Origin of the sequence: Sphaerisporangium sp. NBC_01403 (genome assembly GCF_045040145.1) — a bacterium.
In the GTDB taxonomy this organism is placed as follows: Bacteria; Actinomycetota; Actinomycetes; order Streptosporangiales; family Streptosporangiaceae; genus Sphaerisporangium; species Sphaerisporangium viridialbum.
The window spans coordinates 7,892,638-7,905,240 of sequence record NZ_CP109534.1; the positions used below are offsets into that span (position 1 = coordinate 7,892,638).

A 12,603-nucleotide genomic window follows, 5' to 3' on the forward strand; every position below is an offset into this window, starting at 1 on the left:
ACCCAGTGAACCAACCAAAGGCCGTCACGACAGTGAATATCACGAAAGATTGCGGCTGGCTCCGTCTTTCGGGGCAGGGGAGAGCTGGTAGACCTGAGTTTCGAGATTGATGCTGATTTCGCATTTGGTGCTGAAGTAGTGGTCCTGCGCTTCCCTGAATAATTGTTCGGTGCCGGCCTGTGAGCGTACGAAAGACAGTAGATTCCATGCGTCCGCATCTCCGAGACGGATCTTGTCCGGACCGGAGACCGGCTGAGCGTCCCCTGTGTTTCCGAGCGCTGTGACAAAATGTCGGACGAGCTGGAAGCCGAACTCCCCGGCGCGATTCGGCAGGTCGTTCATGATCAAGCGATCGCCGACATAGTTGCGATCGTAGGCCTTGATCACGCGGTGGATCACCTCAGGGGCGGAGAAGCTGGCGTCGTTGACATCGACCACGTACAGAAGCCCACCGGGTCGTAAGATCCGGCGCATTTCGAGCAGGGCGAGATCCAGGCTGCGAAGATGCACGAACAGGAAGTGTGCCGTGACCACGTCGTGTGATGAATCAGGCTCACCTGTGGCGTAAGCGGTACCTTGCCGGAAATCGTACTCCGGGAAGTTCGAGCGGGCTCTGGCGAGCAGTTGGGGAGCGGGTTCGACGCCCTGCACGCGGTACCCGGCGAGCGGCTCCTCTTTCGCGATCGCCGCCAGGTACTCCCCGGGCCCGCTCCCGATGTCCAGCAGCGACGCGGGCGCGGGCAGGAACGGTGTCGAGGCAAGGCGGGGTCGCTGCTCGGCGAGTATCAAGCGGCCCTGGGCCGTCAGACGGGGCGCCTCCGTCTGGATGGACAGTAATTCGAGGTAATGGTTCTCCACCGCGAGGCGCTCCACCGCCAGGAGATCGTCACGCCCGTTCTCCACGAGAAACCGGACCAGCGAGGGAATGGATACGGCGCTGCCATCGGACGAGGGCTGCCTGGCGAGATCGCGGTGCTTGAGGTAGAACTCCTCCAGGGCTTCCTCGCCCTCTACCTTCATAACCGCGACCGCGTCGTCGCCGGAGCCGACCTCGGTATGGTAGACGAAATCTCTTCTCGCGTATCGATGGATAAGATGCGGTTGCTCGCTCACGCGCACAATGAGAAAGAAACGGGACGGCCGCAGCGCCTCACAGATCTGACGCACCATCGAGGTCGCGATCTCTGAGCTGATAAGGCTGCCCCGATGCGTCGGAAGTCCCACTCGCTTGCCGATCTCAACCGTGAGTCCGTCCGTATCCGGCAGCTCCATGGCGGCCAGTTCGGGTGCGCCCGATTCGTAGACGTACGCGGAGATGACCGCCACAATCTTTCCACCGGACAAGGCGCAGAGATGAAGGCCGTCCGGATCTTTGTCGTGGTGTATCCTGCCCTCTTGCCAACCCAGTTCGTCGGTGAACACGCGTCTCCGAACGTCGAGGATCTCTTCGCCGGCATCGCGCCAATCAAGCCATCGCACTTCTATTTGGCTTCTGTTATCCATTGTGGATTACCTCACATGGATTGCGGGGTAGGAGTGCCCAATCCGAGGTGCAGCACCCACCGGTTCGACCCTGCCCACACTGGCCGGTCATCCTTGTGATCCGCTTAAGGTCACTTCTCGGCGAGAAGCTTCCGCCGCACGCCGGCCAGGTCGTCACCGTGCACGCCAGCGACAGCACCTTGACCATCGACCTGGACGAGGGGCCACGCACGGTGCGCCGAACCACCGACATCCCGATCAGCAACCACAAGGGTCACCGACCCCGCAAGGCCGACCATGTTGCCTAGATCATCTGTCGCCCACGTCCTCTGTTCATCGGTCGTGGAACGGCGCTTGGCGGCGCAAGTGATCGCCCCGATCGCAGAAAAGCTCTCGATGATCTCGGCGCGCTCCCTGTCAGCGGGTCTGCCGACTTCTGGCTGACTCTGCCCAGCTTCCCAACGGCCAAGGTCATCACGGCTGCGGGAGCATCAGCTTGCGACGCTGCTCTTGGAGCCCGATCCGAATGTGTCGGCCCTATACGCCATGATCAGTATGCCTACACCTAGCACACCGTCCCATGGAGTGCCATGCCAGAGATCATCAAAACGCTTCTCGATCCTCGCAAGATAGAGCGGTACCTGGTGGGGGTCGCAGATGTCGAAGCGGAGTGGAGTGTTCACGAGCTCAACGCCTACGGGGAAGTCTGGGCCGACAGCGGTCCCAACGCCATCGCGCTCGACGCCGCCTACTCCGATCACGTTCTCATCAAATACGAACTCTGGGACGGCGAGCCGGCCGCCTCGGACTGGGATGAGAGCTGGTCGGGAAGCGTTCACCTGACCTCCGGGAAAATCTTCGCGCTCAGCTGCCATTCCGGAGAGGCCACCGACCACGAGGAGTTCAATCTCGGCCGTCGCGATCACGAGTGGCAATTCAGAATCCACCGCAAGCTCCTCAGCCATGAGGACTTCACGACGAAAATCATTGGCTTTGCCCTGTTCAAGCTGCAGTTCTGGTCACGCACGGCTGCCGTACGGCCCTACTCCGAGGACGAACCGCCGCATGGCCTCTGAACGGTGAGAAGGTCCGGCTCCATGATCTGGCCGACGCGGCCAACACCAGTGCGACGACCAACACCAGGCGTTCCCGCCAATGGCCACCGCTCATACGCCCACCCCTTGTGACCGGATAGTGGCGCCAACCCAGCGAACCTGTTGACGCCCACCCCTCGCCCCACCGGTTCCGAGGGCGAGGACGTTGCTGTGCGTGCAACTACAACTGCAACTGAGATCGCAACACATGGGTTGATCTCTGCGGATCTCGTATCTCGGGTCACGGACACGGCCAGCAGTAGAGGAGCTGATCGTTGTCCTTCGCACGACGGGCAAGACCCACGAGTTCCTTAGCGACCGTCAACAGGTACTCCCTGTCAACGAAACCATAGGTCGTGAACTCCTCGATCTCCGCCCACTGTCCGGCGATCTCGGGTATCCGCGCGTCATCTACGTCGGCGACGTGTGTCACGTACGGCCGCCGACAGTTCCTCGATGCCGGGGTGCCGATCGAACTGACGAATCCGATCGTGCTAGTCCTGCTCCTCATGGGCACGGGTTGGTTCCAGTCATGGGCAGTCTCACGCCTCGTGCGGCAACTGGCTCGCCGGAGCGGAGAATCGGCCTAATTGCACGAAAGACCGACAACGAGCCTGAGCAGATCAAAAGCCAGGTAGGAATCATGCCTCTGACCTGGCTTTCTATGTTGGAGCGGGTGACGTGAATCGAACCATCCATCCCCCATCGGCAAGGTCGGCATGCCTGCCTGTCACCGTATTGGCGCCCGGCCAATGCGCCCACGACCTCCTAAGGCCCCGATCGCCCCTGGTGAACTGGCTTGCTTCGCTCGCTTCGCCCGGCTGGCGGAGGAACGTATCCGGCAGAGCTCCCCGCAACCGGTGAAACCCGGTCGAGGGTGCCGTGAAACCGGCGCCACCGAGAGTGAGGCCATGAGCATCACAGAACTCGGACGAACCGGGGGCGGCCCGGCCCCCGACGGGGGCGCTGATCTGGCCGTACGTGCGGAAGGGCTGGTGAAGACGTTCGGCGAGCACCGTGCCGTCGATGGGATCGACCTGAACGTACGCCCAGGTGAGATCTTCGGCGTCCTCGGCCCGAACGGCGCCGGCAAGACCACCACGCTACGCATGCTGGCCACCCTGTTGAAGATCGACGCGGGCCGCGCCGAGATCTTCGGGGTCGACGTGGCCGGCAACCCGCACGTGATCCGCCAGCTCGTCGGCGTCACCGGACAGTACGCATCGGTCGACGAGAACCTGACCGCCCGCGAGAACCTCTGGCTTTTCAGTCGCCTGCAGGGCATCGCCGCGCCGCGCGCCCGGCGCATCGCCACCGAGCTGCTGAGCCAGTTCGGCCTGGAGGAAGCCGCCGGCAAACCGATCGCGCAGTTCTCCGGCGGCATGCGGCGGCGCCTCGACCTGGCGGCCAGCCTGATCACCAGGCCACCGCTGATCTTCCTCGACGAGCCGACCACCGGTCTCGATCCGCGCACGCGCGGCCAGATGTGGGACACCATCCGCGGTCTGGTCGCCGATGGCTGCACGGTGCTGCTGACCACGCAATATCTGGACGAGGCCGACCAGCTCGCCGATCGCGTCGCCGTTATCGACCACGGCCGCAAAGTCGCCGAGGGCACCCCCGACGAGTTGAAGACCGCAGTCGGCAACTCCGCCCTCCAGTTGCTGCTCGCCGAGCCGGGCGCGGTGCCCGCCGCCGTGGAGGTCGTGCGGCGCGTCCTCGGCTCCGACCCGATCCTCGGCCCGGAGCAGGGCCGCCTCAACGTCGCCCTCGACCAGGCCGACCTGGCCGCGGACGTGCTGATCGCGCTTCGCGCCGCCGGAGTGTCCATCTCCTCGGTGAGCGTGGCCAAGCCCAGCCTGGACGAGGTGTTCCTCGCCCTCACCGGCCATGAAACGGACGGGGACGACAAGACCGGCGTGGAGGAGAACCGATGAGCACTATGATCGCACCCGCCCGCGAGGCGGTCCGGGCCGCCGACCGCGTGGCCGCCGCCCGGCGGCGCGTCTCCATGGGGGAGACGCTCGGCCAGACCCTGATGATGGCGTGGCGGGCGCTCATGAAGATGCGCCGCAACCCGGAGCAGTTCTTCGACGTGGCGCTGCAGCCGATCCTGTTCACCGCGATGTTCGCCTTCATCTTCGGCGGCGCCATCGCCGGCGACGTGCAGAGCTACCTCCCCCTGATGATCCCCGGCATCCTCGCCCAGACCGTGCTGACGACGTGCATGGCCACGGGCACGCAACTCCGCGAGGACATGGAGAAGGGTGTCTTCGACCGCTTCAAGTCGTTGCCGATCGCCCGGATCGCGCCGCTCGCCGGCCCGATGGTGGCCGACCTGCTGCGCTACACGATCGCGGCCACTTTGACCTTCGGCATGGGTCTGGTGATGGGCTACCGCCCGGGCGGCGGAGCGGGCGGCGTGCTCGCCGCGATCCTGCTGGCGATCATCACGGGCTGGTCGCTGGCGTGGGTCTTCACCTGGGTCGGCACGATCGCCCGGAGCGCCCAGGCCGTGCAGGGCATCTCCATGATGATCTTGTTCCCCTTGACGTTCCTGTCGAACGCGTTCGTCCCCGTCGAGACCCTGCCCGGCTGGCTGGCAGCGTTCGTCCGGATCAACCCGGTCTCACACCTGGTCACGGCCGCCCGCGACCTCGCCAACAACGCCCTCGTCAGCGGAGAGGTGGCCTGGACGCTCCTGGCGTGCCTGATCGTCATCGCGATCTTCGCGCCGCTGTCGGTACGCAGCTACAAACGGCACATGTGACCTCCGTCCGTCACGGCCGGAAACCTGCTCGACGAGACTCCGCGCCTCGTCGAGCAGGTCGGAGCCGCGTCGATCGCCGTACTTGGCCCGCCCGGCCGCGATCATCCCGGGCGCCGCCCGCTCCGCGTACGGTTCGATCCGCTCGAAGGTCATGCTGGGCATGCTGCTGTTGTACGCGAACCGCTCGGCCAGCACCAGCAACCCGATCGAGTCGCCGGGGGCCATGGCTCCCCGCAGCAACCCCCAGGCGCCGAGCGCGAAGAGCATCGAGCCGCACAGCGGGTAGTCGAGGACGGGGTTTTCCGCGCCCAGCAGGTCGTAGCCCCGGACGGCGGAGAACAACTCCTCGCCGTACCGGACGTCTTCCGGCGGGGCGTGGTACGCGTACGCCGTCAGAGTGACCGACACCGCGACCATCGTCCACGGCGTGAACTCCGCGCGCGGCACTCCGGGCAGGCGCAGATCGCGTGCCCGCTGGACGGCCAGGCGGTATTCCGCGAGCGCGGCGGCCGTCTCGCCGCGGGCGAGGGCGAGCTCGGCCGCGCACAACGAGGCGATCGCCATCCCGCCGAGCACTGCCTCGTTGTCGTTGATCCGGGTGATCTCGGCTAGCTCGGTCTCCGCGGTGTCGAGGTCGCCGTCGGCGAGCGCGGAGGTCAGCAGCACCGCGCGTAGCTGGGTCTCGTCGTCGGTGGCGCCGAGCCGGCTCAGCACCGGGATGGCGGTCCGCGCGTGTCCGACCGCCCGCCGGCGGTCGCCGAGCTGCATGACCAGGTGGGCCAGCACGGCGTGCATGATCGCGGCGAACCACGGCCCCTCGTCCTCGCGGAGCATCGTCAGCGTCCGCTCGGCGGCCTCGATCGCCCCGGTCACGTCACCCGCGTTCTCCAAGACGTGGACACTCATCTGCGTCGCCGCCAAGGCGACGTCACGGTCGGTGCTCCGGCACAACTCCGCCAGCCGGCGGCGTACCTCGGCGCCGTCGGCCGCGTCGCACGCGAGCAGCACCGTGGCCATCGCCGCCAAGCGGGGATCCGTCGTGTCACCGGTGGGCAGCGTACGGAGGAGATCGCGCAACGGATCGCCACGGCGATCGGTGATGATCACGGTGTTCATGAGCGTGATCAGTATGGCGGCCCTGGTCACCTCGACGAGGTACGGCGGCGGCACCCAGCCGGTGATCACCTGGGTGATCGCGTCCCAGTGAACGAGGATCCGGGAATAATCGCCACGGATCGACCACAGCGCGCCGACGCCGGCCAGCAACTGGACCGTCGTAATGGGATCGGACTCGCCGAGAGCCTGCCGGAGCAGATCGGCGAGGTTGCTCTCCTCGACGTGCAACGCGTCGACCGCCGCGAACTGCGCCGGGCTGAACAGCTCGAAGGCGTGTTCGTGAGCGTACGCCGTCGCCCAGGCCCGCTGTGCCGCCCGAGCGGGCGCCTCCTCGCCGGCCTCCTCCAACCGCATCCGCCCGAACTCCCTGACGGTCTCCAGCATCCGGTAGCGGAGGCCGTAAGTCGTCTCGCGGACGCTCACCATCGACTGCTCGGTCAGCACGTCCACGACGTGCAGGGCGTCCGGGCCGAGTACGTGCTCGGCCGCGGCCAGCGTGAAACCGTCGCCGAACAGCGACAACCACCGCAACGCCTGCCGTTCTGGCTCGTCCAGCAGATTCCACGACCAGTCGATGACCGCTAGCAGCGTCTGGTGCCGGTCGGGGGCCGTACGGTTCCCGCCGCGCAGCAGGGCGAACCGGTCCGCCAGGCGCCGCGCGATCTCCTCCACCGACATCACCCGCACCTTGGCCGCGGCCAGCTCGATCGCGAGCGGCAGGCCGTCGAGGCGGGCGACGACCTGCTCGACCACTCCCTCGTCGATCCGCACACCTGGGCGGGCGGCCGTGGCGCGCCGGCGGAACAACTCCACCGCGTCGCCCGTGGGCAGCTCGCCGAGCAGGTAGACGCGTTCGGCGGGGATCGACAAGGGGGCGCGCGAGGTGATCATCACCCGCAGGTCGCGGGTCGTCACGGTCAGGAACGCCACCAGATCGGCGACAGCCTCGATCACGTGCTCGCAGTTGTCCAGGATCAGCAGCGCCGGAGTCTGGTCGAGATGCTGGGCGATCCGGGCGCGAACGTCGGAGCGCTGCTCGGCGGTCAGGGCACGACGCCCGCTGACCGAGTCCCGAACCCCGAGCGTCGAGCCCACCTCGCCCACCACGCCCTCCGGCGAGGAGACGCCGACGAGTTCGACGAAGTGAGCGACGGGCTGCGCGGCGTTCCTGCCGATGACATGAGCCAGCCGCGTCTTGCCCAGCCCGCCAGGGCCGATGATGGAGACCGCCCGGTTGGTCTGCAACAGGGCGTGTACCGCACGGATGTCGCCGTCGCGGCCGAGCAGCGAGGAACCGTCGAACAGGATGCCCTCACGCACCGGCCGATCGGCGACGAGGAGTTCGGCGTACACGCGGGCAAGCTCAGGCCCTGGTTCGGTGCCGAGCCGCGCGACCAGACCCGCGCGATACCGCCCGTAGCGCTCCAGAGCGGCGGCGGCACCTCGTACGGCGGCCTCACTACGCAGCAGGCAGGCGAGCAGCTCCTCGTCGTGCGGCCGATCGGCCGCGGCCTCCTCCAGCAGCGGCAGCGCGCCCTCGTGAGCGCCGCTCCGGCCCCGCGCGATCGCCGCCACCCGTCGCGCCTCGGCCACCCACCCTGCGGCGACGCCCCTCAGCTCAGCGAGTGGGCCCGTGGCGCCATCCAAGCCGCCGGCCACGAGACCCATGGCCTCTTCGGCGCGGCGACGCGCGAGCGCCATGTCGTCTTCGCCCAGTGCGGCCCGTGCCTGCTCCACCAGCGCGCCGAGCAGCAGCGCGTCCACCTGACCGGCGGGCAGCCCGAGCCGGTAACCACGCGGGAGCCGCACCACGACGTCGGCGCAGGTCGCCGCCCTGGTCCGCGAGACGACCACCTGCAGCGCCTTCGTCGGGTTGGCCGGCGCCTCGTCGGGCCACAACTCCTCGACCAGGCGCTCGTCACTGAGCCCTGCACGCCCGTGCATGGCGAGTACGGCCAGCAGGGTTTGCGCGCGATCGCCGACCACGCGCGCACCCTGCCAGCGCACGCCATCGAGCAGGACCAGTGCGGGGGACACACCCTCAGCTTACGGACGAGTCGCATTTGAGGAGCGTGACCGCGTGTGTCTCGACGAGTGGACCGAGGCCCACGCGATCGAGATCAAGCCCAAGAAAAGGTGTTAGCAAGATCCCAACATTGTTAGGACAAACACAAAGGCCCGTCCCAGGTTTCCCTGGTGACGGGCCTTCTAGCGTGAGCGCGGCCGACAGGAGTCGAACCCGTAACCTTCTGATCCGTAGGGAAGGGCGGCCCCCTCTTCAGCCGCTTTTCCGCCTGCTCAAGCGGTAGATGCCGTGTGATGGCGTGTGATCCTGTGAGGCGGTGTTGCTGTACGGGCTGCTGTAGTGCGCCACGAGGCGCTGTGTGACCGAGTGGAGGTGGAAGGACTCCACCGCCTGGCTGTCGCAGCAGCCGGGTGAAGCTGAGGGCAGCCTGAACCGGGGGATGCCGGGGAGGGTGGAAAGCAGCCCTGACAACGGGGAGACGGGCCAGAACTACCAGATGGCTTGGGCTCCTCTAGCAAGACGAGAAGGTGCACGCGAGAAACCAGTGCTAAAGCTCCGTAAGGCCCGTGCCGGCTCCAACCTGGTGGATATGGGCCGGTGTGCAGCGCGTGGCCACCGCATTGGGTGGTCAACTCCGAAGCCGGTCGACAGCGCCGGTGGGGAGGCCACGCTGAAGGTCTGCGGCGTAGGCGTGGCGATGCTGCCGGGGCATGAGCTGGGCGCCTCCCTCGTCGATCGGTCACGTGGTGAACGTGGGAACCGCCCGCGGTCGCTTCTCGCTTCGGTCGGCCAGGCCGAAGCCGGGGGCAGGTCCGTCGCCGACTAACGGCCGTGGGGCGGGACGGAGGTCTCGTAGTAGTCCGAGGGCGGGAAAGCCGCCTGCATGGCGAAGGAGACCAGCAGATCCGCAGGAAGGATGCTGGAATGCCGGGAGTGCGTCGGTGAACATCGATGAACTGGACACAGCCCTGTTTCGGGCTGAACGCCGGGTACTGGAGATCCAGACCAAACTGCACCGTTGGGCGGCCGATAATCCCGGTCGCCGGTTCGACGACCTTTTCAACCTGGTGTGTGACCCGGCCTTCCTCATGGTGGGCTGGGATCGAGTGCGGGGCAACAAGGGGGCACGCACGGCCGGAGTAGACGGCAAGACCGTCGTCTCCATCCAAGCCCGTATCGGCGTGGAGGAGTTTCTGGCCAGAGTTCGGACTGACCTGAAGGGCGGAGAGTTTCGGCCGCTGCCGGTGCGTGAGCGGATGATCCCCAAACCGGGAACGGCCAAGCGCCGCCGGTTAGGAATCCCGACCGTGACCGACCGGGTGGTCCAAGCTTCCTTGAAGCTGGTGTTGGAGCCGATTTTCGAGGCGGATTTCCAGCCGTGTTCCTACGGTTTTCGCCCGAACCGGCGCGCGCACGACGCGGTGTCCGAGGTGCAGTATTTGACCACTCGCTCCTATGAGTGGGTGGTCGAAGCGGACATCGCGGCCTGCTTCGACGAGATCTCCCATCCGGCCCTGATGGACCGGATACGCGGGCGGATCACCGACAAGCGGGTGCTCGGGCTGATCAAGGCGTTCCTAAAAGCGGGAATCCTCGGGGAGGACACCGTGCGAAGGAACACCGACACCGGAACCCCTCAAGGCGGGATTCTGTCACCGTTGCTGGCCAACGTCGCCCTCTCGACCCTGGACGACCATTTCGCCGCCCAGATCGGGGACTACTTCAGCAGGCGACGGCGTCGCCACCAAGGACTGGCCAACTACCGGCTCATTCGGTATGCGGACGACTTCGTGGTCGTGGTCTCCGGAACAAAGGAGCACGCCGAGGCTCTGCTGGAGGAGATAGCGGAGGTTCTTTCACCGCTGGGGCTACGGCTTGCAGCCGACAAGACCCACGTCGTGCACATCACCCAGGGACTGGACTTCCTGGGGTGGCGCATCCAACGTCACCGCAAGCGAGGAACCAAAGACCAGCACTAGAGGGTGTCTGAAAAGCTGGCGTTTTGGTGACTGCCAAGCTGGTGATCGTTGTGAGGTGCTGGTGGGGGAGGTTCCCCCATGCCTCGACACCGACGGCCCTACCCCACAGATCTCACTGACCAGGAATGGGCGCTGCTGGAGCCGCTGATCCCCGCCCCAAAAGCGGTGGCCGCCCTGCCTTGCATGCCCGCCGGGAGATAGTGAACGCGATCGCCTATTGGCTGCGCGCCGGCTGTGCCTGGCGCTTGCTGCCCCACGACTTCCCGCCCTGGCAGACGGTGTACCACTACTGGCGCCAATGGCGCGACGAAGGCCGCTGGGAGCAGATCCTGACGGTGCTGCGGGAGCGGGAACGCCTGCGCCACGGCCGCGATCCCACTCCCAGCGCAGGTGTGATCGACAGCCAAAGCGTACGCGGCACCGAGCGGGGTGGCCTGCACGGCTACGACGGCGGCAAGAAGGTGCTGGGGGTCAAGCGCCACCTGCTGGTCGACACCCTCGGCCTGGTGCTGGTTGCGTGTGTCAGCCCGGCCAACGCCGGCGACCGCGATGGGGCGATGGTGCTGCTGAGCCACGCCGCCCAACGGTTCCCCCGGCTGGAGCACCTATGGGCCGACCAGGGCTACCGCGGCAGCCGCTTCATCGACTGGGCTCGCGATGTCCTGGGGATGACCGTGCAGATCGTGGTGCGCCGCGACGGAGGCAACCGACGCACCTGGGCCAAGGCCGGCACACCCCCGCGCGAGCTACCAGCCATTGCGGTGGTCCCGCGACGGTGGGTCGTGGAGAGAACCTTCGCCTGGCTGGGCCGCTACCGGCGATTATCCAAGGACTACGAATACCTGATTGCAACCTCAGAAAGCGTCATCTACGCCGCAACCTGCATGCTGCTCCTGCACCGTCTCGCGGAAACGCGATCATGACTTTTCAGACACCCTCTACTGATCTTTAATTCGGGATGTCGAGCGCTTCGGCTGGGTTGTGCGCCAAGGTCAGGCCGGTCTGGATGAGGCATCCGTCGATCAGGTGGGGTCGGTACTGGATCTTCTTCAGGCTGCGTTTGACGATCCGGACGAGTTGGGGCAGGCCGGCGACGGCGAGGTTGGCCAGGGGGCCGCGTTTGAGCAGTGACCAGATGCCTTCGGTGGGGTTGAGATCGGGGGCGTAGGAAGGCAGTTGGTAGACGGTCAGCCACTGCTCGTGCTCGTCGATGAACGCCCTCATCTGTGGGACCAGGTGCCGGTTGAGGTTGTCCCAGACCACAATGATCGGGGCGCCGAGCTGCTGGTGTGCCTGGAGGAGCAGGTCGCGGTAGTCGGTCCAGGCGAAGCTTTTGGATTCGCCCTTGCGGCGGCGGTAGAGATGCAGCCGGTAGATCAGCCGGGACCGCTGCCCGGGCTTGTAGCAGAGCATCCCGGCGATGGAGACGTATCCGGTGCCGCCGGCGCGGATGTGCACCACGGGGGTCTGCCCGCGTCGGCCCCAGGTACGAGCGCGAGGCGGCCTCAGGCCTTGGCCCGCTTCGTCTTCGAAGCAGATCCAGGCGCCTTTGGCCGCCGCCGATCTTCCACCTGCGGCCAGATCTCCTTCTTCCATACCTCGATCGCTGCTTCATCTCGCTCGATCGCACGCCGTGCCGGCCGCTGGCAGGACCAGCCGTTGCGCCGCAGCAGCAGCCACACGCCCGGCACGGTGTAGCCGATGTGGAACATCCGGCCGATCAGCGTTTTGATCCGCATCAGCGTCCAGCGCTGGTCAGCGTAGCCGTGCGCCAGCGGGCCGCGCTCCAGCTCGGCCTCCAGACGGGCGAACTGCGACGGGCTGATCTTGGGCAGCGACGGCGGGCCTTGAGAGTGCAACGCCTGTGCGCCACCCTCGCGCCAGGCGCGCCGCCACCGTTCCACCGACCGTTCGGTGACTCGCAGCTTGCGCGCGATCACCGCGTTCTTGTCTCCCTGCGCGAACATCCCGGCCGCTTCCAGCCGTACCCGCTCACGACGCTGCTGTTCCTGGGGGGTGAACCCACCACCTTGCGCGTATCGCACACACTCGTCGTAACCGACGAATCAGCGGTCGTCAGCTATCCGACAAGGCCCATTTAAGTTCGGTACGTCTACACCTACCCGTCCAAGAAGG

At 66.5% G+C, this 12,603-nt stretch carries 10 protein-coding genes and 1 pseudogene; 6 read left to right on the top strand and 5 right to left on the bottom strand.

Annotated features, from left to right (window positions below):
• Positions 1-39: 39 nt before the first annotated feature.
• Positions 40-1,503 (bottom strand): methyltransferase domain-containing protein, encoded by a 1,464-nt coding sequence (locus OG589_RS35420; RefSeq protein WP_405142620.1) that lies wholly within the window; start codon positions 1,501-1,503, stop codon positions 40-42.
• Between the two features lie 95 nt (positions 1,504-1,598).
• Between OG589_RS35420 and OG589_RS35425 the strand changes: the two genes are divergently transcribed.
• Together OG589_RS35425 and OG589_RS35430 are read left to right on the top strand one after the other, a co-directional pair.
• Positions 1,599-1,790: a hypothetical protein gene (locus tag OG589_RS35425; protein WP_405142621.1), complete on the top strand. Its 192-nt coding sequence runs from the start codon at positions 1,599-1,601 to the stop codon at positions 1,788-1,790.
• A gap of 282 nt (positions 1,791-2,072) precedes the next feature.
• Positions 2,073-2,558 carry a hypothetical protein gene (locus OG589_RS35430; RefSeq protein ID WP_405142622.1) on the top strand — a complete coding sequence of 162 codons (486 nt, stop codon included), beginning with the start codon at positions 2,073-2,075 and terminating at the stop codon, positions 2,556-2,558.
• Between the two features lie 259 nt (positions 2,559-2,817).
• Here OG589_RS35430 and OG589_RS35435 read toward each other — a convergent pair whose 3' ends face one another.
• Complete coding sequence (locus OG589_RS35435) at positions 2,818-3,087, bottom strand: hypothetical protein (protein ID WP_405142623.1); 270 nt, start codon at positions 3,085-3,087, stop codon at positions 2,818-2,820.
• A gap of 400 nt (positions 3,088-3,487) precedes the next feature.
• On the opposite strand from OG589_RS35435, the gene OG589_RS35440 reads away from it, so the two are divergent.
• Positions 3,488-4,513, top strand: a complete 1,026-nt coding sequence (locus OG589_RS35440; protein ID WP_405142624.1) for an ATP-binding cassette domain-containing protein — start codon at positions 3,488-3,490, stop codon at positions 4,511-4,513.
• Positions 4,510-5,346, top strand: coding sequence for an ABC transporter permease (locus tag OG589_RS35445; RefSeq protein WP_405142625.1), 837 nt, complete (start codon positions 4,510-4,512; stop codon positions 5,344-5,346). Before OG589_RS35440 ends, OG589_RS35445 begins: the two co-directional genes overlap by 4 nt.
• A gap of 1,689 nt (positions 5,347-7,035) precedes the next feature.
• Here the strand turns inward: OG589_RS35445 and OG589_RS35450 are convergent.
• Positions 7,036-8,406: pseudogene (locus OG589_RS35450) on the bottom strand (ATP-binding protein); the annotation flags it as partial.
• Between the two features lie 1,023 nt (positions 8,407-9,429).
• Between OG589_RS35450 and ltrA the strand changes: the two are divergent.
• Positions 9,430-10,467: a group II intron reverse transcriptase/maturase gene (gene ltrA, locus OG589_RS35455; protein WP_405142626.1), complete on the top strand. Its 1,038-nt coding sequence runs from the start codon at positions 9,430-9,432 to the stop codon at positions 10,465-10,467.
• Positions 10,468-10,545: 78 nt separating this feature from the next.
• Positions 10,546-11,390 (top strand): IS5 family transposase gene (locus tag OG589_RS35460; RefSeq protein WP_405142627.1). Its coding sequence is split into 2 segments (ribosomal slippage): positions 10,546-10,621 and positions 10,621-11,390, totalling 846 coding nucleotides; the frame shifts between segments, so codons are not numbered across the junction.
• Between the two features lie 25 nt (positions 11,391-11,415).
• Here OG589_RS35460 and OG589_RS35465 read toward each other — a convergent pair.
• Both OG589_RS35465 and OG589_RS35470 read right to left on the bottom strand, forming a co-directional pair.
• Positions 11,416-12,063, bottom strand: coding sequence for a transposase (locus tag OG589_RS35465; protein WP_405142628.1), 648 nt, complete (start codon positions 12,061-12,063; stop codon positions 11,416-11,418).
• Positions 11,973-12,512 (bottom strand): winged helix-turn-helix domain-containing protein, encoded by a 540-nt coding sequence (locus OG589_RS35470; RefSeq protein WP_405142629.1) that lies wholly within the window; start codon positions 12,510-12,512, stop codon positions 11,973-11,975. The genes OG589_RS35465 and OG589_RS35470 overlap by 91 nt, the downstream gene beginning before the upstream one ends.
• Positions 12,513-12,603 lie beyond the last annotated feature (91 nt).

Bases quoted from the DNA above. Each gene is read 5' to 3' on its own strand.
- OG589_RS35420 (WP_405142620.1), bottom strand. From the start codon at position 1,503: ATGGATAACAGAAGCCAAATAGAAGTGCGATGGCTTGATTGGCGCGAT.
- OG589_RS35430 (WP_405142622.1), top strand. From the start codon at position 2,073: ATGCCAGAGATCATCAAAACGCTTCTCGATCCTCGCAAGATAGAGCGG.
- OG589_RS35435 (WP_405142623.1), bottom strand. From the start codon at position 3,087: ATGAGGAGCAGGACTAGCACGATCGGATTCGTCAGTTCGATCGGCACC.
- OG589_RS35440 (WP_405142624.1), top strand. From the start codon at position 3,488: ATGAGCATCACAGAACTCGGACGAACCGGGGGCGGCCCGGCCCCCGAC.
- OG589_RS35445 (WP_405142625.1), top strand. From the start codon at position 4,510: ATGAGCACTATGATCGCACCCGCCCGCGAGGCGGTCCGGGCCGCCGAC.
- OG589_RS35465 (WP_405142628.1), bottom strand. From the start codon at position 12,063: ATGGAAGAAGGAGATCTGGCCGCAGGTGGAAGATCGGCGGCGGCCAAA.